At 42.9% G+C, this 20,804-nt stretch carries 20 protein-coding genes and 2 pseudogenes; 11 read left to right on the forward strand and 11 right to left on the reverse strand.

The window, feature by feature from the left end; genetic code table 11:
• Nucleotides 1-192: 192 nt before the first annotated feature.
• Nucleotides 193-351 carry a hypothetical protein gene (locus F7734_RS30415; RefSeq protein ID WP_155748308.1) on the forward strand — a complete coding sequence of 53 codons (159 nt, stop codon included), beginning with the start codon at nt 193-195 and terminating at the stop codon, nt 349-351.
• Between the two features lie 96 nt (nt 352-447).
• On the opposite strand, the gene F7734_RS30420 is transcribed toward F7734_RS30415, so the two are convergent.
• The 3 genes and pseudogenes from F7734_RS30420 to F7734_RS30430 all read right to left on the reverse strand — a co-directional run bounded on the left by F7734_RS30420 (nt 448) and on the right by F7734_RS30430 (nt 3,978).
• A complete protein-coding gene (locus F7734_RS30420; protein ID WP_155748309.1) occupies nt 448-3,351 on the reverse strand; it encodes a filamentous hemagglutinin N-terminal domain-containing protein in 2,904 nt (967 codons plus the stop codon).
• 90 nt (nt 3,352-3,441) lie between these two features.
• A pseudogene (locus F7734_RS30425) lies at nt 3,442-3,693 on the reverse strand (CHAT domain-containing protein); the annotation flags it as partial.
• A 9-nt stretch (nt 3,694-3,702) separates the two neighbouring features.
• Nucleotides 3,703-3,978, reverse strand: coding sequence for a hypothetical protein (locus F7734_RS30430; protein ID WP_155748310.1), 276 nt, complete (start codon nt 3,976-3,978; stop codon nt 3,703-3,705).
• A gap of 146 nt (nt 3,979-4,124) precedes the next feature.
• Between F7734_RS30430 and F7734_RS30435 the strand changes: the two genes are divergently transcribed.
• The 3 genes from F7734_RS30435 to F7734_RS30445 all read left to right on the forward strand — a co-directional run bounded on the left by F7734_RS30435 (nt 4,125) and on the right by F7734_RS30445 (nt 5,539).
• Entirely contained in the window at nt 4,125-4,544 is a 420-nt protein-coding gene (locus F7734_RS30435; protein WP_166482249.1) for a TMEM165/GDT1 family protein, read from the forward strand.
• Between the two features lie 62 nt (nt 4,545-4,606).
• Nucleotides 4,607-4,906, forward strand: a complete 300-nt coding sequence (locus tag F7734_RS30440; RefSeq protein ID WP_155748311.1) for a TMEM165/GDT1 family protein — start codon at nt 4,607-4,609, stop codon at nt 4,904-4,906.
• 51 nt (nt 4,907-4,957) lie between these two features.
• On the forward strand, nt 4,958-5,539 hold the full coding sequence (locus F7734_RS30445) for a Uma2 family endonuclease (RefSeq protein ID WP_155748312.1): 582 nt from the start codon (nt 4,958-4,960) through the stop codon (nt 5,537-5,539).
• An 8-nt stretch (nt 5,540-5,547) separates the two neighbouring features.
• Here F7734_RS30445 and argJ read toward each other — a convergent pair whose 3' ends face one another.
• The 3 genes from argJ to acpP form a co-directional block, all read right to left on the reverse strand.
• Nucleotides 5,548-6,789 carry a bifunctional ornithine acetyltransferase/N-acetylglutamate synthase gene (gene argJ, locus F7734_RS30450; protein ID WP_155748313.1) on the reverse strand — a complete coding sequence of 414 codons (1,242 nt, stop codon included), beginning with the start codon at nt 6,787-6,789 and terminating at the stop codon, nt 5,548-5,550.
• Between the two features lie 861 nt (nt 6,790-7,650).
• Nucleotides 7,651-9,126, reverse strand: a complete 1,476-nt coding sequence (gatB, locus tag F7734_RS30455) for an Asp-tRNA(Asn)/Glu-tRNA(Gln) amidotransferase subunit GatB (RefSeq protein WP_155748314.1) — start codon at nt 9,124-9,126, stop codon at nt 7,651-7,653.
• Between the two features lie 136 nt (nt 9,127-9,262).
• Nucleotides 9,263-9,514 carry an acyl carrier protein gene (acpP, locus tag F7734_RS30460; protein WP_038091387.1) on the reverse strand — a complete coding sequence of 84 codons (252 nt, stop codon included), beginning with the start codon at nt 9,512-9,514 and terminating at the stop codon, nt 9,263-9,265.
• 251 nt (nt 9,515-9,765) lie between these two features.
• Between acpP and F7734_RS30465 the strand changes: the two genes are divergently transcribed.
• Nucleotides 9,766-10,671 (forward strand): CoB--CoM heterodisulfide reductase iron-sulfur subunit B family protein, encoded by a 906-nt coding sequence (locus tag F7734_RS30465; RefSeq protein ID WP_155748315.1) that lies wholly within the window; start codon nt 9,766-9,768, stop codon nt 10,669-10,671.
• Between the two features lie 74 nt (nt 10,672-10,745).
• Here the strand turns inward: F7734_RS30465 and F7734_RS30470 are convergent.
• A pseudogene (locus F7734_RS30470) lies at nt 10,746-10,865 on the reverse strand (element excision factor XisI family protein); the annotation flags it as partial.
• 165 nt (nt 10,866-11,030) lie between these two features.
• The gene (locus F7734_RS30475; protein ID WP_155748316.1) at nt 11,031-12,524 is read right to left on the reverse strand and encodes an energy transducer TonB; all 1,494 of its coding nucleotides are present in this window, start codon (nt 12,522-12,524) and stop codon (nt 11,031-11,033) included.
• Nucleotides 12,525-12,817: 293 nt separating this feature from the next.
• On the opposite strand from F7734_RS30475, the gene F7734_RS30480 reads away from it, so the two are divergent.
• The 3 genes from F7734_RS30480 to cpdA all read left to right on the forward strand — a co-directional run bounded on the left by F7734_RS30480 (nt 12,818) and on the right by cpdA (nt 15,241).
• Nucleotides 12,818-13,471: a MotA/TolQ/ExbB proton channel family protein gene (locus F7734_RS30480; protein WP_155748317.1), complete on the forward strand. Its 654-nt coding sequence runs from the start codon at nt 12,818-12,820 to the stop codon at nt 13,469-13,471.
• Nucleotides 13,455-13,856 (forward strand): biopolymer transporter ExbD, encoded by a 402-nt coding sequence (locus F7734_RS30485; protein ID WP_155748318.1) that lies wholly within the window; start codon nt 13,455-13,457, stop codon nt 13,854-13,856. The genes F7734_RS30480 and F7734_RS30485 overlap by 17 nt, the downstream gene beginning before the upstream one ends.
• A 587-nt stretch (nt 13,857-14,443) precedes the next feature.
• Nucleotides 14,444-15,241: a 3',5'-cyclic-AMP phosphodiesterase gene (gene cpdA, locus F7734_RS30490; RefSeq protein ID WP_155748319.1), complete on the forward strand. Its 798-nt coding sequence runs from the start codon at nt 14,444-14,446 to the stop codon at nt 15,239-15,241.
• Between the two features lie 322 nt (nt 15,242-15,563).
• Here the strand turns inward: cpdA and F7734_RS30495 are convergent, their stop codons facing one another.
• Together F7734_RS30495 and F7734_RS30500 are read right to left on the reverse strand one after the other, a co-directional pair.
• Nucleotides 15,564-15,767: a hypothetical protein gene (locus tag F7734_RS30495; RefSeq protein ID WP_207714249.1), complete on the reverse strand. Its 204-nt coding sequence runs from the start codon at nt 15,765-15,767 to the stop codon at nt 15,564-15,566.
• A gap of 211 nt (nt 15,768-15,978) precedes the next feature.
• Nucleotides 15,979-16,569 (reverse strand): chromophore lyase CpcT/CpeT, encoded by a 591-nt coding sequence (locus tag F7734_RS30500; protein ID WP_155748320.1) that lies wholly within the window; start codon nt 16,567-16,569, stop codon nt 15,979-15,981.
• A 24-nt stretch (nt 16,570-16,593) separates the two neighbouring features.
• Here F7734_RS30500 and F7734_RS30505 point away from each other — a divergent pair, with 24 nt between their 5' ends.
• The 3 genes from F7734_RS30505 to F7734_RS30515 all read left to right on the forward strand — a co-directional run bounded on the left by F7734_RS30505 (nt 16,594) and on the right by F7734_RS30515 (nt 18,844).
• Nucleotides 16,594-16,860 (forward strand): hypothetical protein, encoded by a 267-nt coding sequence (locus F7734_RS30505; RefSeq protein ID WP_155748321.1) that lies wholly within the window; start codon nt 16,594-16,596, stop codon nt 16,858-16,860.
• Nucleotides 16,845-18,077: a tetratricopeptide repeat protein gene (locus F7734_RS30510; protein WP_155748322.1), complete on the forward strand. Its 1,233-nt coding sequence runs from the start codon at nt 16,845-16,847 to the stop codon at nt 18,075-18,077. The genes F7734_RS30505 and F7734_RS30510 overlap by 16 nt, the downstream gene beginning before the upstream one ends.
• 80 nt (nt 18,078-18,157) lie before the next feature.
• Complete coding sequence (locus F7734_RS30515) at nt 18,158-18,844, forward strand: pentapeptide repeat-containing protein (RefSeq protein ID WP_155748323.1); 687 nt, start codon at nt 18,158-18,160, stop codon at nt 18,842-18,844.
• Nucleotides 18,845-19,247: 403 nt separating this feature from the next.
• Here F7734_RS30515 and F7734_RS30520 read toward each other — a convergent pair whose 3' ends face one another.
• Nucleotides 19,248-20,516, reverse strand: a complete 1,269-nt coding sequence (locus tag F7734_RS30520) for a glycosyltransferase (protein WP_155748324.1) — start codon at nt 20,514-20,516, stop codon at nt 19,248-19,250.
• Nucleotides 20,517-20,804 lie beyond the last annotated feature (288 nt).

Consider the following 20,804-nt stretch of genomic DNA (forward strand, 5'->3'; position numbering starts at 1 on the left):
CTGGAAACATAGAGATAGAAACTGGGCAGTTAACCGTTCGGAACGGGGCAGAAATTTCAGCTTCCACTGTTCCAGAGTCTACTGGACAGGGGGGAAGCATCACAGTTAAGACTGGAGAATTCAATGTTCTGAGTGGGGCTAAAGTCATTGTCAACAGTGAAGGGTCAGGGAATGCAGGTTTACTAACAGTCAATGCTAACTGTTGCCACACCAACAAATTCTACGTTAGAACCCATAGTAGAAGCGACTGGGTGGGTGTTGAATGCTAAAGGCGAAGTTGTCTTCACAGCCGATACAACCACCATCACGCCTGCCAGTTCTTGGCAAAAATCACTACAGTGCCGTACTTAAATTTTTATTTAATGAAGTTTTATAAAGGTGTTTTTTCCAAATTGGAACTGAATTTGCCGTGAGTCTCCACGTGAACTCAATACTTGTCGGTTAAGTCTAAAAACACGAAAACACGTTTGTTGGGTTGAGGAACGAAACCCAACCTACAATTTCCTTATCCCTTGCAGTGGGTGCATTAGCAGTGAAGACTACCTCGCCTTTGGCGTTGAACACCCATCCAGTCGCTTCTACTATAGGTTCTGGTGTGTGTTTTGTCGGATTTGTGGAGATAGATAGACTCTTACGGTTGCCAATTTTTGGGTTGAGAGTTACCCAGTTTACCACTACGGCATCAGGCGTGAGTACGTCTTTAGGGTTCGGGGGTAAGCCGCCGTGACCGGTGATGATAAAACTGCTTTGGGTGCCATTCGGACTGTAGCAACCAGTGGCTACTTCAGTGTCAACTGGTATTGTTGGCAACTCAACCAAACCACTATTAGCATCAACCTCAAGTCTGTTCAGTTCTATAGTGCCGCTTAATGTTGGGTTCGTTTGCGAAATAGCTGTAATATCGTTTGTCTGTAATTTCCTGGGATCTAAATCATTAGGGTCTAATCTCTCCTCAAGGTCTTGCCGACTCAGTGGCACGATTCCAAAAATGTCAGTAGCTTTTATTGAGACTCGCCCACCACTACCACTAAATGCATTGGCGGTAATATCGCTATTTTTATTAGGGACTGCGACAACAAAACCTTTAGGCGCATTGATAGTAATATTACCACCATCTCCTCCTGCACCATCTCTTCCCGCCGTGGTGGAGATCGAACTCCGATCGCGTAACAACAGTAAGTTTTTTAGATTTAATTGAATGTCTCCGCCCTTACCTGCTGTGGAGGTTGCAAAAATTCCAACCGAATCATTACCAGGCTCAAAATTATTAATTTTCAAAGATTCAGTTGTGACACTAATTTGTCCGGCTTTCCCTCCACCTAACGAGTTTGTATTGATACTTGCTGTATTGATTTCCACAGATTTTCTGGCTTCAATGTTGATATCTCCAGCTCTACCACTACTCGTTGTCTCCGTTTTGCTATCAATTCCCGTCGTTTCTAGTCGAACAGAATCAGCTGTTATGTTTATTTTTCCGCCATTACCTGCACCCTCAGAGGTAGTACTAACTCCTGCTGAGTTTATCTCTAGGAGTCCTGTAACCTGAATATTAATTTCTCCTCCTTCCCCCAAGCTATTTTTCCCCATCGTACTCGTGACCGCTCCACCTTCAAGATGAAAAGAATTCGTAGTTATGTTAATTTTTCCGGCATTACCAGTACCCCAGGCATCCGTCTTAATACCTACTCCATTCTTTAAGATCAAAGAGCTTGCATTAATCTGGATTTCTCCAGCATTCCCTGTGCTATTTTCATTTGCCTTACTGAAAATTTCCGAGCCGTTTTGGATGAGGACAGAATTGGCACGAATGTTGATATTTCCACCATCTTGCTCTCCAAATGTATCACTATTTATAGTTGTATTTAAAAGTTCCAAAGAGCCTTCAATGTTAATTTTGATTTCTCCTGGTTGACCTGGATTGAAACCACGGCTATATGTACCCACTTTTTCCATCCTTAAAGAATTCGCCCGAATGTCGATTGTTCCGGCGTTCCCTTTTCCTACAGTGTCGGTTTGTATACCTCCACCTTTCATCACTATTGCACCTGCAACGTCGATTTTGATATCTCCTGCATTCCCTGTGCTTCCAAAGGCTGCGAAACTACTAATCCCTCCACTTTCTAGCTGCAAAGAATTTGCTACTATGTTGATTCTTCCTGCATTTCCTTGGCTATAAGTCTTAGTATTAAGACCTGCTTGATTCATGAAGATCGAATAGTCTGCATTAATCTGGATTTCTCCAGCGTTCCCTGTGCTCTCTTCAGCAGCAGCGCTTACCTCAGTCTTATTTTCAAACGTCATGTTTTTGGCATCTAGTCTAATGAATCCGCCCTTACCCGTACCATAAGTATTAGAACTCAGAGTAGATTGATTCAGAATTATAGAGTCCCCTTTTATACCGATCGCTTCACCATCTATACTACCTTGGGTATCTGCTAGTAGAAGCGATTGCTCAGTGAGACTTATGTTCCTACCTGCGATCGCTATTCCCCCTCCTCCATCTCCTGTAGTACTTACGAAAGAGCGATCGGAAAACTGAATGTTACCTAAACTGGTTAGCTCTTCATGGCTAAAGTTCCAAGGTTGTTGAAGGTTGAAGGATTGATTGCTTCCAACACTCACAATTTCAATCCGTCCGGATGGAGCTTTGAGAATACCACCTTCAAGGACAACATTTCCTCCTACAAGTGCTAAAGTTCGCCCGGATTTGACTTGCAATCCCTCAGTTTTGGTGTTCACTCTGCCACGGGGTATGGATGAATTTGGGTTAGTAGTAATCTCTTCATAATTAATATCGTGTCCCACTCCCTTAAGTGTAATTTTTTCTGAATTGGAACCGAATTGCAACCCAGTTGGCACACTGATAGTCAACAGGGGGACAGACTGAGTATTGCTAGTGCTAAACTCAAAACCGTCTGCAAACTTTAGACGACTCGCTGTTGTAGCCAGAAAAGAGCCACCAACATCCAACCGTGCATTCGGTCCAAAAATAATCCCATTAGGATTTATCAGAAACAAGTTGGCTGTACTTTGACTGCGAATCAACCCATCAATGTTAGATACAGATCCACCTGTTACCCGACTAATAATGTTTTGAATGTCAACAGGATTGTTAAAAAAAGCTGTCTTTCCGGTTGGAACAGAGAACTCTTGAAAACTATGGAATAAATTGGCTCCTGCCTGAGTTCCCCCTGTAATATTGAAGGTGTTACCAATTGGTGTAACTATAGTATTGTTTGGTAAAGTTTCATCAGGCGTAATTTGAGCTTGAATACTATTCGCAAAAAAACTATAGGCACCTGTGATTGTAATTCCAATCAACCAGTTCCAAAAAGAACTTATGTTAGACATATAGCAGTACCATTAGTTAGTTAACTATAATTCTTTATCTTATTCTTATTCTCTAATTTTCACTTATTTAGAGATAAAACTAAATTTTTATCATAACCAATTCCCTAATAACACATAAGGTGCCCAATGATATGGACTTTTATCCTTAGCAAAAACTGCAAGTGGAGCACGCTGGATTGCTTCGGCTTTACTTACCGCAGTCTTTAACTGTCGGTAGAACTCGCTCATTACATCTGCGGTAGACTGGTCGTCCACCGACCATAAACTTGCCAAAGTACTGCGTGCGCCTGCCCGCACAGCCACTCCAGCTAATCCTAACGCTGCTCGCCTGTCTCCTAAAGCTTGTCAATATCACTTCGCCTTTGGGATTTTATCCTCATCCCGGACAGTCAACTTTCCAATTCTAATGTTTATATTATTGGCAATTGGTGTGACTACAGAACTCTCTACACCTAGCTTATTATCAGCTACAGGCTTGAGAGCTTGAGCGAGAGTGGATTTTACAGAGAATACAAGTCTCTGCAATACGACTGCGGCGATTAGACAGCACCTAGCACCCTTACTGGCGATCGCATACCAAGGCGCAACCTCCAAATTTAAGAAGAACCCGTACTTACGAGTATTCATCCCTAACAAGTAACACCCCCTTGCACTCTTTTTTATGCTTTCAGTCAAGAGTGACGACCGAATAATTTAAAATAGGTTGCAATTTGTAAAAAAGATTGAGAAAATGAGAAAAATATGAAAACCAATTAGTGACACAAATACTACTCGTGAAACTTGACTCCGCACTTCCAACTCTTTCTCACCTGTCAGACATTGAAAGCCAACTAGAAGTTAAACAAGATAAGGATTACAGTTCAAAAACTGCTCTAGTAGAATCATCTTTAGTCGTTGACGAATCCCCAAAACCACAAAAGGGAATGGTTATCTTTACAACAACCTTTGTAACCATCTTCCTGGCAGAAATAGGCGACAAGACACAGTTATCAACCTTATTAATGAGCGCACAATCACAATCTCCGTGGGTAGTTTTCTTAGGATCTGCAAGTGCGCTTGTCATGACTAGCTTACTGGGTGTTCTTTTGGGAAGTTGGATGGCTAATCGATTATCTCCTAAAACTGTAGAAAAAGCATCCGGAATCATGCTGCTGTTCATCTCCGTCATGCTGTTTTGGGATTTAATTCAGTGACCAGTGACCAGTGACCACTAACAACTAACAACTAACAACTAACAACTAACTAAGGACAAATAATGGATTGGCATCTTTTGGGATTAAGCTTTATAACAGTATTTCTGTCAGAACTGGGGGATAAAAGCCAGCTAGCAGCGATCGCACTTTCGGGGCGGGGTCAATCTACTCGTGCAGTATTTTTTGGGACGGCTGGCGCATTGCTATTGACTTCCTTTTTAGGAGTATTAGCTGGAGGGGCTGTGGCAGAGTTTTTACCAACAAAATTGCTGAAAGCGATCGCTGCTGTAGGGTTTGCTATACTCGCCATTCGCCTATTGTTTTTTAATAACGAGGAAGCTTCATCTGATACGGAGCCTTGATGATTTCCTTGGGCGTAAAATTTCAGATACACGGCTAGTGAGGCGATCGCCATGACCGCAGTTAGCAAAAAACTGACCCTTGAAGAATACCTTGCTTACGATGATGGGACAGAGACCAGATACGAGCTGGTGGATGGAGAATTAGTGGAAATGCCACCAGAAACGAAAAGAAATAATTTGATTGCTATCTACTTGCTATCAAAATTTCTCACTCTGGTATCTCTAGATCTCATTTGTCACAAAGATACGGAAATTGTGGTAACAGGGAATCGCACTCGCGTCCGCCTCCCAGACTTGATGATATTAACTGAAGAGTTACGTGCGGCGATTGGTGGCAAACGAGCAACAATTACTCCAGATATGCCACCCCCCGCTTTAGTGGTTGAGGTCGTATCCCCTGGTAAAGCAAACGAAGATCGCGACTACCGCTACAAGCGCTCTGAGTATGCAGCACGAGGGATTCCCGAATACTGGATCGTCGATCCCGGTGATGCAAGAGTTACCGTGCTTACTCTGGTAGAAGGATTGTACGAAGAATCTGTGTTTCAGGGGAGCGAACGCATCACCTCAACGACTTTTCCCGATCTAGAAATGACTGTAGCGCAGGTTTTGGAAGCAGGCGCTAGTGAATGAATTCCATCTCAAGTTGTGTACTCGGCGTTAATTTTCACGTAGTCGTAACTCAGATCGCAGCCCCAAGCAGTACCGACACCAGTACCATTGCCAAGACTAACTGAGATAAGAACTGTATCTTCTTTTAAATAAGCACCCGATGCAGCTTTTTTCATGTACTCGCTTGCAGCAGCGCGATCGAAATATTGTGGTTGACCGTTCTCCATAAGCAAGAAATCTCCTAATTTAATCTTGAGGTTTTCTTGCTCAAAAGGAACTCCAGCACGTCCAGCTGCGGCGGCGATACGTCCCCAATTTGGATCGCGCCCAAAAATAGCGGACTTGACAAGTGATGAACCAGCAATGGTTTTAGCGACTTGTCGGGCGCTATGTTCGTCATGCGCTCCCGTGACTTGTACCTCCACAAGGCAAGTTGCGCCTTCACCGTCACGGGCTATTGCTTTAGCTAAATGCTGACACACTGCTGTGAGCATTGCTTCTAATTTTTCTGCTTCTGTACCCATTTCAGTAATAGCCGGAGTCCGAGATTGACCATTTGCAAGAGCAATTAAGCTGTCGTTAGTGCTGGTATCTCCATCAACAGTGATGGAATTAAAGCTTTTCTCAGCAGCACGGCTTAACATTTGCTGCCATAGGACAGGAGACACCGCAGCATCACAGGTGACAAAGGCTAGCATTGTTGCCATGTTTGGATGAATCATACCAGAACCTTTGGCAATACCACCAATTCGGACAGGGCGATCGCCAATTGTTGTCTCCAGAGCAATAGATTTTGGCACTAAGTCTGTGGTAATAATTGCACCTGCAGCAGCATCGGAACCTGTAGCGGAAAGAGCTGCAACGAGTTTGGGAATTCCAGCTTTTAAAGTCTCCATGGGAATGCGTTTGCCAATGACTCCAGTGGAAGCTAAAAGCACCGAGTCGGAGGGAATATTAAGTGCTTGTGCCAGAGCCATTGCAGATTCTAGAGCATCAAACCAACCGGGACTCCCTGTTGCAGCATTTGCCTGTCCTGCATTACAGAGGATAGCACGAGCGCTATGCTTGGCTTGCAATTGCTGACGGCAGTAATCTACACAAGCAGCTCTTACCTGACTCGTGGTAAATACACCTGCGGCAATAGCTTCTACCTCTGATACTATCAACGCTAAATCTGGTAGTCCCGATGGCTTCAAACCTGCTGTAATTCCTGCTGCTTGATATCCCCTAGGTGCAGTGACACCGCCACTAATTTCCTGCCAGTCTGCCATTTCTTTTTCCCCATGACCATATATTCGCTCGATTGGCGATTATATCAAGCTTTGGTCATTGGTCAAGTGTCATTGGTCAAGTGTCATTAGCCATTAGCCATTAGCCATTAACAATTAGCCATTAGCCATTAACAATTAGCCATTGGTCATCCTTAATTACAAATGACAACTGACACTTGACAACTGACACTTGACAAAAAAAAGAGAGCCACTTGGGTAGCTCTCCAGATCATCAGGGTGCATCTGTTTACCATTTTATAACACATTTGGGATGAATGGTGACACCCCTCATTTAAATTTTTACATTAGACATTCTCATACATAAGTCAACACACAAAACGTAAGTAGGTAGGGCTATGCCGCACGTTCAATATTGGTGGGCTTTAGCCCTACCTACACTGGTCACTGTTATAAACGCTCGCAAAAATAAGCAAAAAAAAAGAGAGCCACTTGGGCAGCTCTCCAGATCATCAGGGTGCATCTACTTATCACAGTATATCATTTTTGCGGTGAGGGGCAAGACCCCCTATCCAATTAAAATCTAAAAAAAATCTAAAGAAATATTCAGAAAAATAGGTAAAAAAAAAGAGAGCCACTTGGGTAGCTCTCCAGATCATCAGGGTGCATCTACTTATCACAGTATATCATTTTTGCACTGAGGGGTAAGACCCCTCATGTGTATTTTTATGAAGTTACTGTGAACATGGGGTTAGTTGTTAGTTGTTAGTCGTTAGTCGTTAGTCGTTAGTAGGGGCGCATTGCCTTGCCCCCGTACAGTTGTTAGTTGTGGCTAACCTTTTGGTTTTAGAGTTGTTAGGGTTAAGAAATTCGTCTGCACCACTAACCACCAACCACCAACCACTAACCATTAAGCTTCTTCTCAACCAATTCGTTGGTCAATTTGGGTTCAGCAAGTTTATTGGTCTTTTTGAGAACTTGCCCGACGAAAAAACCTTTAAGGTTGGTGTTGCCTTTGCGATATTTTTCCAACTCTTTGGGATTGGCAGCCATGACTTCATCAATGATGGCTTCCAGTACATTAGGATCGCTAATCAGTTCTTTTCCTTTAAACAATTCGTTAGGAGAACGACCGTTGAGCAACTCTGGTAAGTTCTCTTTGGCTATGGCGTTGCTGATTTTGCCTGTTTCAATACGAGTGATGACATCAGCAAGATTTGCAGGTGTCAGGGCAATTTCAGTAATGTTAAGTTTGTTTTTGTTGAGATAGGCGGCGATATCTTGAGTAATCCAGTTGGCAGCTTGTTTGGGACTTGCTCCTGCGCTGATGGTTGCTTCAAAAAATTCAGAGACCGCACGTTCTTCTGTCAGGACTCGTGTATCGTAAGCAGAAAGCCCTAGTTCGCTTTCATAACGATGACGCTTTTGTGCTGGTAGTTCGGGAAGTTGGTTGCGCCATGTCTCTAATTGCTCTGGAGTCACTTCAATGGGAGCTAAATCGGGTTCGGGGAAGTAGCGGTAGTCGCTAGAACCTTCTTTAACCCGCATAGTAATTGTGCGTTGGCTCCCTTCTTCCCACAAGCGAGTTTCTTGAATAATACGCTCTCCTGCTTCTACGGCTGCAATTTGCCGTTCAATTTCGTATTCGATCGCCCGTTGAATGGCATTGAAGGAGTTCATGTTTTTAATTTCTACTTTTGTGCCAAACTCCTTTTGTCCAACGGGGCGCACGGAGATATTGACATCGCAGCGTAGAGAACCTTCTTGCATATTGCCATCGCTGACACCAAGATAGCGTAATATTCGGCGCAACTCTTGGGCATATTCGGCAGCTTCTTGTCCGGAACGCAAATCTGGTTCGGAAACAATCTCCACTAACGGTACACCTGCACGATTGTAATCTACTAAAGAATAAGCGGAACCTGAAAGGCGATCGCTTCCTGCATGGACTAATTTCCCTGCATCTTCTTCCATATGCAAGCGGGTAATACCAATTCGCTTGCGGGTGGGATTGCCATCTTTATCAACAAGCTCAATTTCCAACCAACCATGTTCGGCTATAGGCAGGTCATACTGAGAAATTTGGTAATTTTTAGGGAGATCGGGATAAAAATATTGTTTGCGATCGAATTTACTGTATTCGGCTATTTGGCAATTGAGCGCTAAACCAGCTTTGACGGCATATTCTAGCACCTTTTCATTAAGAACTGGTAAAACTCCGGGCAAACCCATGCAAACCGGGTCAATGTTAGTATTGGGGTCACCACCAAACGCTGTAGAACTGGTGGAGAAAATCTTGGTTTCGGTGCTGAGTTGACAGTGAGTTTCCAGACCAATGATTGCCTCGTACTCAGTTTTGACTGGAGCAGCAGAAGTCATAAAATTGCGAATTGTCGTTTTATTTAATCAATCTTTAAGGTATTGTAGCGGACGGGTAAGGGGTAGGGGGTAGGGGTAGCACTTCTTCCTTGTCTCCCTTGTCTCCCTTGTCTTTCCCTACTCCCCATTCCCTCTTTTACGCGGATGCAGCAACTTTGTTGTTGATGTAGTCTACTGCCTCTTGAACGGTTGTAATCTTTTCGGCAGCTTCGTCTGGAATTTCGATATCGAACTCTTCTTCCAAAGCCATGACTAGTTCAACAGTATCAAGGGAATCAGCGCCCAAATCGTTGGCAAAATTGGATTGTGGTGTAATGGTATCGCCCTCAACACTTAGCTGATCCGCAACGATTTTCTTGACCTTTTCAAAAATTTCCGTTTGACTCATAGATAAAATTCCTCAACGAGTTGCTATAATCCGATATTTTGGGGGATGTGATTTTGAGCATATTTATATTATCGGAAAGTGTGGACGCATAGACCTCGTAAAAAACTCTGTTTTGTAATTCTTACGAAATTTTGTTTGAGTATGTGCATTTTTTTATCTGTACCTACAAATTTGCGACCAGCACTAAAAGCGATGATAAAACAGTTATGGATGATTGACGAGGGGAAAGCCCTCTTTGTTACCAAGATACTATGCTAACCTATACTTTGAGATACGCTTACTACCCCGGATGTGTTGCTCAGGGAGCTTGCCGCGAGCTTCACCAGTCTACAGTTGCCCTTAGTAAAGCATTGGATATTGAACTGGTAGAATTAAAAAAAGCTTCTTGCTGCGGCTCTGGAACTTTTAAGGAAGATTCCCAACTGCTAGAAGATACGGTTAATGCCCGGAATATTGCTCTTGCAGAAGAGTTAAACTTACCGCTATTAACCCACTGTAGCACTTGCCAGGGTGTCATCGGTCATGTAGATGAACGTTTAAAAGAGTGCCAAAGCACCGATCCGACATACCTGGAACAAGTGAATGGCTTTCTTTGTAAAGAAGGCTGTTCCCCCTACCGTGGCTCCACAGAAGTGAAACATCTCCTTTACGCCCTAATTAAAGATTACGGTTTAGAGGAAATCAAAAAACGAGTGACCCAGAAGTTAACAGGACTGAAGTGCGCTGCTTTTTACGGCTGCTACCTTCTCCGCGCTCAAAAGTCAATGCCCTACGATGACCCCTTCCAACCAGAGGGAATGGAAAACGTGTTTCGTGCGCTACAGGCTACGCCAGTATACTACAGAGGACGTACCCAATGTTGTGGTTGGCCGCTTGCAAGTTATGCCACCGAACAATCTTTTAAAATGGCAGGGATGCACATCCAAGAAGCCATAGACGCTGGTGCTGATTGTATGGTTACACCTTGTCCTTTGTGTCACCTTAACTTGGATTCCCGTCAACCAGAGGTGGAAAAGGTTATTGGACAAAAGTTAGGTTTACCTGTTCTGCATTTGCCTCAGCTAATTGCTTTAGCTGTTGGGGTCAGTCCAAAAGAACTGGGTTTGCAAAGGCATATTGTTTCTACTAAACCCGTGTTGGAAAAGTTGGGAATATAAGCGAAGGCAGAGGGTAGAACTTACGCATAGCCCCCCTTTTAAGGGAGGCTTGGGGGGAACATTTGTTACCATTTTTACCCTACTGCGAATCCATCATACTGTCGCATAAATGGGGCATGATATGCTAGCACAATGTCCTGTTTGGGTACTCCTAGTTCCACCAGCTCATTCGCCACGCCTACTTCTGTACCGTTGCCCAACTTTAAGATTCATGGTAACAGTCTCTCTCGTCTTTTGATTTGCTGCCAAGGCTTGTGAATGCACTGAGGTGGGCTGCTGTCTGGCAACTCTGGCTGAGGATAGGAGGCGGAGCCTCTCTTAAGGCATTCCCAGGCTCAGCCTGGGAACGAGGCGAGGGCTTAAGGTTGAGGTTGCTCTTGAGAACGACGCAAACTATCGAGTAAATCGTTCTCATTACTAGGTGGTGTTTGCTCCAAATTGCTTGGGCTAGGGCTAGCAGAAGGAGATTGTTCTAGAGGCTGAACCGTGCTTTCAGGTTGTTGGGAGGGTATTACTGGAGAAGTTGGTGTTACCGTACTTTCTGGCTTTCGGGAGGGTAAACTTGGAGAAGTTGGGGTAGCGGGAGAATCTGATATCATTCTCCGCCGTCTGCGTCCGGGGGTTGCCTCAGTCTCATTTGTAGCTGTAGCTTCAGCTTCGCGTTTCTTCTCGGCTTCTGCTTGTTGTTGTCGTCTGCGTTCTTCTCTTTCTTGTTGACGCTTCAAGGCTTCTCGATTCTCCCGCGATCCTGACTTAGTAAAATTTGCTATCAACTGTACGTTTTGTTTTCCAGCCGCCGCAGCATTTAATTTAAATTCTCTGGCTTGACTTACCAATGCTTCATCCAGTTCTTTGTGTCCGCTAGAACGGGTAAGTTTGATATTAATAACATTGCCGTTTTCATCGACATCAAAAGTGATACCGGGCTTACCTTCTATACCTCGCCGTTCTGCTCTTTCTGGATATTTAAGATCGCATTTTAGACAATCTACAAAATCAAATTTTGTCACAGCTGGTCTTGGTTTTGGAGCTGTCGCTACTTGTGTTCCAGTACCCGAGCCCGTACCACTTCCAGTACCAGTACCAATCCCACCTCCACTGCCACCACCAGTACCTTCTCCAGTACTTCCAGGAGTGCCTGCGGTACTTCTCAAACGTCTGGTCCGATTGGAAAAATCGTTGCTTTCACTGGATGTACTTGGTGCAGGCACTGTATTCTTAGCAACTTCTGGAATGATTCTGGGTCGCCTGAGTGGAGGTTGTAAATTTTCAGTTTTCTGTTCTGTAACTGGAACTTCCTGTTTGGAAGGTAAAGGAACTTCTGGTTGAGGTTCTAAGTTTGGCTTGACTTGTGTCAGTATTCGCTGCGGTTTTTTTATTTCATCTCTTAGAGGCGGAAGAATAGGCTTTTCTTCTGGAGTCACTACTGTTTGCTGAGGTGGCACTGGTTGCGGAACAGGAGGGGCTTTTGGTGCGGGTGCAGCGGTTTTGCCACCACCACCTTGTGGTGTTTTAACTACTTTGGACACAACAGGCGCTTGGGGTTGCAACCGCAATCTCGTCGGTTTTGGGGGTTCCGGTGGTTTGACTGGCTTTGGAGGTTCTGGTAGCTTGACTTGTTTTGGGGGTTCCGGTGGTTTTGTCTTTTGTGGAATCGGCTTGGGCGAATCGAGTACGATCAATTCAATCGGTTCGTCTTCCATTGGCTGCACTCTCATTACAAGATTCGCTACACCAGAAGCTAGGACACCGATATGCAGCCCTAACGATCCAACAAGACTAAAAGTTAAAAAAGTCCTAAGAGCCTTTGACTCTTTCTCTCTGTGCTCTAGAGCCGTACCAGAAAAGCTCATAGTTTGTTGCCACCCATTATCAGTAACTCTGGAAGATTAAAACATTTAGAAAAAAAAGTCAATCAAGGAATAAAGATAATCAGTCATGTAAGATAAAGAAAAATAGGTCTCTAATTAAGCCTTTGTAAGGTTTTTAACCAAAATTATGGATTCAAAATCATGAATTCCATACTATATTACCGATTGTCGTTTGACATATATTTTCATTTCTTTTAATTTATATTGAGAACTTCTATCAGCTTTATCCCCTAATCTGGTAGTCTGACAAAATCTAGAGGCTTGAGAGATAGCACATGGGAATTCAAGATCTGTTTGTGGCTGGTGGTGTGGTGATGTGGCCCCTGCTAGCGTTTTCTGTGTTAGCAGTGGCATTAATTATCGAGCGGGTGCGATTTTGGGTAAAGGTCAATACCCGTCAAAGCCGCGTGGTAAGGGAAGTTCTGAACCTTTACCGTCTTGATAATGTTGTTGGTGCAATCGATAAACTGCGGAAAAATGCAGATTTACCAATGTCACGCATTTTTCTAACCGCCTTGGAATTGGAAGAACCAACTCCTGAGGAATTTCGTTTGGCTTTAGAAAGTGAAGCACAAGCTGAGATTCCTTTACTTAAGCGCTTTCAGAATCTCTTTGATACTATCATCTCTCTGGCTCCTCTTTTGGGGCTTTTGGGAACTGTGTTGGGGCTGATTGTTTCTTTTGCTTCTCTCAACATTGGTGATGTGGGAGGTTCAAGAACTGCGGGTGTGACGGCAGGTATTAGTGAAGCGTTGGTTTCTACTGCTTCGGGCTTGGTTGTTGCTATTTTCACACTTTTGTTTGCCAATACTTTCCGAGGTCTTTACCAAAGAGAAATTGCACGAATTCAGGAGTACGGTGGAGAATTGGAATTGCTTTATCGCCGTCGCTACGAACGTGGAGGGAAGACTTATGCGTCTGCAAGATGAACCTGATATCCCAGCGCAAATTAATATCGTTCCAATGATAGATGTGATATTTGCGATTCTGACTTTCTTTATTATGTCAACACTGTTTTTAACCAGATCGGAAGGGTTGCCAGTCAATTTACCTAAAGCAGCTACCGGACAAGCAGAACGTCCCGCACAACTAACTATAACTATCAATAAGGCGGGACAGATATTTTTGGATAAGAAGTCGATTGTTTTGGAACAGTTGGAAAATGAGGTGCGCCAACAAGTCCAGCCACAACAGCAGGTTATGGTTGTCATTAATGCAGATGAAGGCGTCAATCACGGTCAAGTTGTGGGTGTGATGGATAAAGTCCGGCAAGTAGAAGGAGCAAAATTAGCGATCGCCACTCAAAAACCTTAGAGAACTCGGAATACCATTTTGAATTTTAGATTTTAGATTTTGGATTGGGAAAGTCATGTGTAGACTTGATTTCAACCAACTATCTGTCGCATTCTTTGTTCAAAGTGGTGTAATTTGTAATTCGTAATTCGTAATTGATGAGTTACGAATTATTTATAATGAGAGCTTTACAACTGGAACTGTGTTAACAACCAAGCAAGAACTTGGCTCCGATCTGTTTGATGAGTGCGTCGGAACGCTTCATTGAGGAAAGAAATTTCTAATCCTGGTAAGACTTGAAATTCAGCTATCCGCCGACTCCCACTATTTTCTATAAACGATTTATAAAAAGTTTTAAGTACAGTAGTACTGTAGGAGCTTTGACAACTTCACCACAGATTTTTAGTAAAAAAGTATATAATTTTTTGTGGAATTTACGGATATAACGAAAGGCGACATTAGTGGCAGAAAGCCTATAAAATAGTTAGCGAATTGCTCTTTCGAGCTTATAGTACTTATGTATGATTTAAAGGGAGAGAGCAACTTTAGTTACAATTTGTTATCTTCGTAGAGATTATACTATAACCTTTAAATTGCGATCGCTAAAGATGAATCCAGTTTTTCCCTTGTCAATCGCACAAGTGTCAGATATGCACCTGTTTGCGGATGAAAATGAACAATTGCTTGGAATTCCTACGAATCTATCTTTTCAAGCTGTTATCGGGCGGTTGAAACAATTGCGTTCCGAGCTTGATTTATTACTGCTAACCGGAGATTTATCTGGTGACGGTAGCCCTGAATCTTATGAAATGGTGCAAAATCTGCTGCGTCCACTGGAAATATGCACCCACTGGTTACCGGGAAATCATGACAGTGCGATCGCAATGGAACAAGTTCTCAATTTAAGGCTAGTTTCTCGACGGAAGTCTTTTGAGCGTGGCGGCTGGAATTTTATATTACTTGACTCGACTGTACCTGGATGCGTACACGGTGATCTCTCAGCAAAAACTTTGCATTGGCTGGATTTCCAGTTATCGATGGGAGGTCATAAGCCAACGCTATTAGCCTTACACCACCCACCGTTTAAGGTAGACTCGAAGTGGCTGGATACTAGCACCCTCCAAAATTCACAAGATTTATTTGCGATAATCGATCGCCATCCACAAGTCAAGTTAGTTTTATTTGGTCACATACATCAGGAATTCCACTGTCAGCGCCACTCTGTGGATTATTTTGGTACTCCCTCAACCTGTATACAGTTTGCGCCCCTGAGCTCAAAGTTTTCTCTTGACGAAAAATCACCTGGATTTCGTTTGCTGAAACTTTACCCTAATGGAACTTGGGAATCTTCGGTTGAAAGAGTTCCTTTTTCCTACAAACTGGACTTGGCAGCAACAGGATATTGAATTATGAATTATGAATTATGAATTATGAAATGATATCGCGCCCCTAAAGCTGTTCGTCAAAAACGATCGTGCTGCTGGTTCTAGAGGAGGTAAACTTTCAAGAAACTGAGTTGTTACAATTTGTCCGGCTTCGGCAATAGCTGCTTGAGAAACGCGCCCACGAAATCCCTGTACAATCGCATCAACACTCTCGCCAGCCGCTAGTCGTTCAAGTACGCCTGTGATTTAAATGCGCGTGTATTTGTAAAGTTGGTCGTTCGCCACAAATGCCAACTGCTCGCACAATGTAAACAAGTGATATCTGTTAGAATGTAACTCCGTATTATTTCTGTTTCTGGGCAGTTTCCAACCACCTTTTACCCATTTCAATCGGGATACCTAATGGTGGACAAAGGATTTTAATTAATTCAATTCCTCCGCCTAAAATTACATCTCGAACGCGGAAATTTGTTTTAATTTCATCATTAAATTTATTAAAAAATTCTGCTTTTCGTATTCTGTTGTTATGGGATACAGCAAATTCCAACCTAGTGAGGTACAAAAATTACCCCCCTCTGTCCCCCCTTACCAAGGGGGGATGAAAGGGGGGTGTACCTCATTAGACTGAGAAAGGCTATAAGTTATTTGTAATTGCACGAATACCGCGAATAGAGTAGAGGAAAGCAAATTGAATTATGAATTATGAATGAAGCCCAACTTTTCATAATTCATAATTCATAATTCATCATTCATCATTCTTATATTGTGACTTCGTCTGCAAAACTAGCCCAGCGAACAAAATAAAATGGACCGGCGACAGACCCCCAAATGTGCTCGTCAGTTTCTGGATCGCGTCCGCGATCGCGACTGATAAATTGATGCTCGTCTATTTCAAAATCACTATCAAGGTAAGTTTTTTGTCCTTTACGATAAACAATGCAATTTTTTCCCGGTTCTACCTTGCCTTGAAAGCTTTTACCTGTCCATTCTACAATCATGTTGCATCCGGGGAGTTTTTCTAAATCATCTGCTGTTAGGGTTTTCAGGCGTTCGAGATTGCGGGATGCGCCATAAAAGTTTTTTTCTTCTTTAACACTGTAGTTCTCAATTTCAATATGGTCTCCCACTTGAATCAACTTCAACACCCGCAGGCGGTAGGGGTCATCAAGCAGATAGTCGTATGCTTGCTCGACAAAAAAACTAACTCCTGATAATAAGGATAAGGGGAGAGGGCGCATACAAACACGAATATGGGCGAAAAAAGGCGGGTTTTCAAAAGCTTGTTGTTGATTGCTGAAGTCAGCTGCCATTAAACGGGCTAAAGTAGCAATATCTGTAGAATTGGTCATTAACTTGATTTTGGATTTTAGATTTTGGATTTTGGATTGGGAAAGCCAAAACCTTATAAAGGTATTGTAAAACTTAGAGTTACTCGTTTTTCAGGAGAATTTTTTGCTGTTTCTCGTCAGATAGTCACATGGTATGAGGGAGACAAGGAAGACAAGGGAGACAAGGAAGACAAGGGAGACAAGGGAGAAGTACTACAAATACCAATCCCCTACCCCCTACTCCCTACCCCTACTCCCTACCCCCTACCCCTACCCCTACCAAAGGTAAAACAGTCATGTTCCGGCGCTTAGGTGTTACAATAACTGCGACTGCTACATTGTTAGTTCTCTCTAGCTCGCTGACATTTGCGGCTACTAAAAAACCGCAACCGCCAGATAAATTCCCTCCCAATCCCCTAGAAATTACTACACCAGACCCCCTCCGTCCCCGTTCGCCAAAGGACACTCGACCCCTAACTTCTGAAGAACGGCAAACGTTAGAGGTTGCTCTTGAGGAATTGAACCAACAAGCAGCTGCTAAACTGGCAGCTGGGGACAAGATATCAGCCTTTGAAATCTGGAATCGGGAATTGCGCTTGCGTCGCTTTTTAGGACAGTTGGCTGAGGTGCAAGCACTGTCACGGGTGGGGGCGATCGCATGGAATGCAAATGACCGTCAGGAAGTTCAGTATATTACACAGCGCTTGCAAACTGTTCAAAAACAGTCACAAACTCAAAAAACTGCGGATTTAGAATTTTTACAAGCTTTAGGTCAAGCTTACCAACAAGTACGCTCTCCCAAATTAGCGTTGGCAGTGTATGACCAAATCTTAGCATCAGTACGGCAGCAGGGAGATGCCGCCTCAGAAGTTGATACCCTAAAGACAATTGGGTTAATTCACATGGGCTGGTTTGATTATCCATCAGCTGCCGCAACCTATGAGAAATTACTGGCTATGGCTTCAACTCAAGGCGATCGCACAAATGAGTTATTATATCTACAACAGCTAGCGTATATCTACGAGCAAGCGAAACAACCAGAAAACTCCCTGAAAGTACGCAATCAGCTAGCGAAAATCTATCAAAACGAAAATAACTTTACCCAGTTACCAGATTTGAAGCAGGAAATTGCTACAGATTACGAAGCCCTGGCAAAAGAAAATCCCGCTTTACTGCAAGAAGCATTCAGGAACTATCAAGTAGCGTATATCACTGCCTGGGAATTGCAGCAGTATGTTCGTGCTGGAGAGATTTTGCGGAAGTTAATTGCGCTTTACCGTTCTCAAGGACAAGTGGAAGAAGCTTTACAAGCAAGCCAAATTTTGTTACAAGCAGAACAATTATCTTCCAATTCTTATGGTTTAATGACCGCCTATGACCAAATTGGACAAATTTACATTCAACGTAAAGATTATCCGCAAGCACTTCAAGCTTTTAAGAAGGGGTTAGAAATTGCTCAACAACTCAAGTATGATGAAGAGTACTTTACCCAACAGATTCAAAAAGTATCCGGACAAAGTCAGAAGTAAACTACTTAACTGACCATACGGAAACCTAAAGACTTAGTTTGTATCTGTGTTTTGATATGAAATTTCCCAAATAATTTCAGATGGATAATCTACGATGTCTCGCAATCCTCAAACAAGGAGTAGAAGTTTGGAATAGGTGGCGGTTGGAAAATCCTCAAGTAAAACCAGACCTCAGTAAGGCAGACCTTAGAGGGGCTAACCTTAGTGGAGCTAACCTCACAGACGCTAACCTCACAGACGCTAACCTCACAGACGCTGACCTCAGTTGGGCAGACTTCTGTGGGGTAAAACTCAGAGGGGCTAACCTCAGTGGGGCAAAACTTAGAGGGGTTAACCTGAGCGAACAAAACCTTAGAAGATCGGACTTAAGCGGACAAAACCTCAAAAGAGCAGACCTCAGAAAAGCAGACCTGAGCAGACAAAACCTCAGAAGAGCAGATTTGAGTGGGGCTAACCTCAGTGAGGCTAACCTCAGTGGAGCAAAGCTGAGTTGGGCAGACCTCAGCGGGGCAGACCTCAGTGAGGCTAACCTCAATGGGGCAGACCTCAGTGGGACTAACCTCAGTGGGGCTAACCTTTGTAGACAAAACCTCTGTGGACAAAACCTCAGAAGAGCAGACCTGAGTAATGCCGACCTGAGTTGGGCAGACCTGAGTAAGGCAGACCTAAGTTGGGCAGACCTGAATGGGGCTAACCTGAATGGGGCTAACCTGAATGGGGCTAACCTGAATGGGGCTAACCTGAATGAGGCATTGATTAAGTTGTAAGTATAGTCTGAAACTTTAAATAATAATTCTGCCTTTCTCGCTATCCCAAAAGCGAGTTTTTATTTATACACGGGTGTGGCTCAAAAGAAAACGCTTTTTTGAGCCACACCACCAAATTCTATTTGGTGGATTCAGGCTAGAAGTTGGCGCTAACTTTTCGTCCTAACCTATTTGCATAGGATGACTATCTGGTCAACGTTTTCTAGCTATGGGTCACTATGGGTAGGAATCAAGTTACAGTTCCTTGCCCCGAACTAAAGTTACGGGGCTACCTGCCTCCCGTGTATTCTTGGTGTATTTATTTGAAAAATGTTGTAAAATAGTCAAGAAGGCAAATCGCCGGAAATAGAGAGCAATTTTTAGGCGATCGTCTTGTATGAGTTTTTCTCCAGAAGATACCTAATCAAGATACAGGTATGGCTTCTAATTTCTTTGATTTTTCCACAACCTCATAAAGTTTTTTCTCAAACCTTTCCATACATGCTGACCAATCAAATTCAAGTATAGAAAGGCGAGCATTTTGTGACATTTGTTCTTTAAGATTGACATTTTCAAGAATCGTAATGACCTGATGTGCTAAATCCATTGGGTTGTTAGGCTCAGCTAACAAGCCATTATGACCGGGTATGATTTGTTCGGAGGTGGAAGTTGCCATAGCCGCTACAACAGGGGTTCCAGAAGCGAGTGCTTCGTTGTTTGCAGTACAAAAGTTTTCAGTAATTGAGGGATTGACGTATACATCTGCACGGGCGTACAAACCTAAAAGTTCCTGACCGTGAGACTCTCCCCACACGGTTACACCAGATTTAAACTTTTCTGCTTGCTTGCGAAATTCTTCTTCTTGGGGTCCTCTACCTACAACGATTAAATGAACATTTGGAATTTTAGCAGCGATAATGGGATATGCTTCTAGAAGCTGGAAAACGTTTTTTTCTGCAGTGATGCGTCCTACAAAAAGCAGGGTTGGTCTGCTATCTTCGGGAATAGGGTCGTAACAAATGTTTGTTGGATTAAATTTTTGGCAATCAATTCCTTGAAAGGGAAGGTATTCACTGCGTTGAGATTTGAAATTTTGGTACTTTACAAGCTGTTCGCGAGAAGGAAATAAATTGAGATCGTAAACTTCACTAAACTGCTTTACTAAGAAAGGTAGGATGGGACGAATCAAATTGAATCCGCGATCGCCTAAATAATACCGTATATAAGCGATAATATCAGTATGAAAAAGAGATACTATGGGTGTGCCAGTTCGTTTTGCGTATTCAGATCCAATGGGGCGACCGTAACCTTGTAAATAAAGTGAGTAAAAACCTCTCAATTGAGGTGCTTCTTCAACCACTATAATATCTGGCTGAAACTCTTCTAATAATTTTGTATCGCTCCAATGACGGTAGTGTAATGGTTGGGGAAGAGATTTGTAAAATATCAATGGCTGTGTTGGAAATGCGTAAGCCGAAAAATTGGGAAAAGGTTTTAACTCATCTAGTCCCGGCATGGGGCGATTGCCAATATATTCGGGATACTTGTCGTTAATTTGAGGGTGAATGAGAAACACTTCGTGTCCTTGCTGTAACAACCAACGCACTCTTTGGTGTACTGCAGTAGAGACTCCTGTTAAGTATGGTGCATACAAACTTGTAAAAATCGCAATGCGAAGAGGTTGATTGTTCATAATTTATGTACTGTACTGTATTTTTTTCTATAAACAGGTTTTTTATTGAAAAAATTCCTGTTAACGCTGATACAGTTGAATGTCTTGCTATTTTATATTTCCCAGGAAAATATAACTGAATCACTTGTAACTAAATGACTAAAATATGGGTATAAAAATAACAGATTTTTTTTAAATTTGTGAAACATAAAAGAAAATCTTAAAAGTGTTTTATATCTACCAAATAGATTATTAAATTAGGTTACTCTAGCAATTAATTTCTGACTTCTTTTAGCGCTGCAAGATTTT

It is taken from the genome of Scytonema sp. UIC 10036, assembly GCF_009725235.1.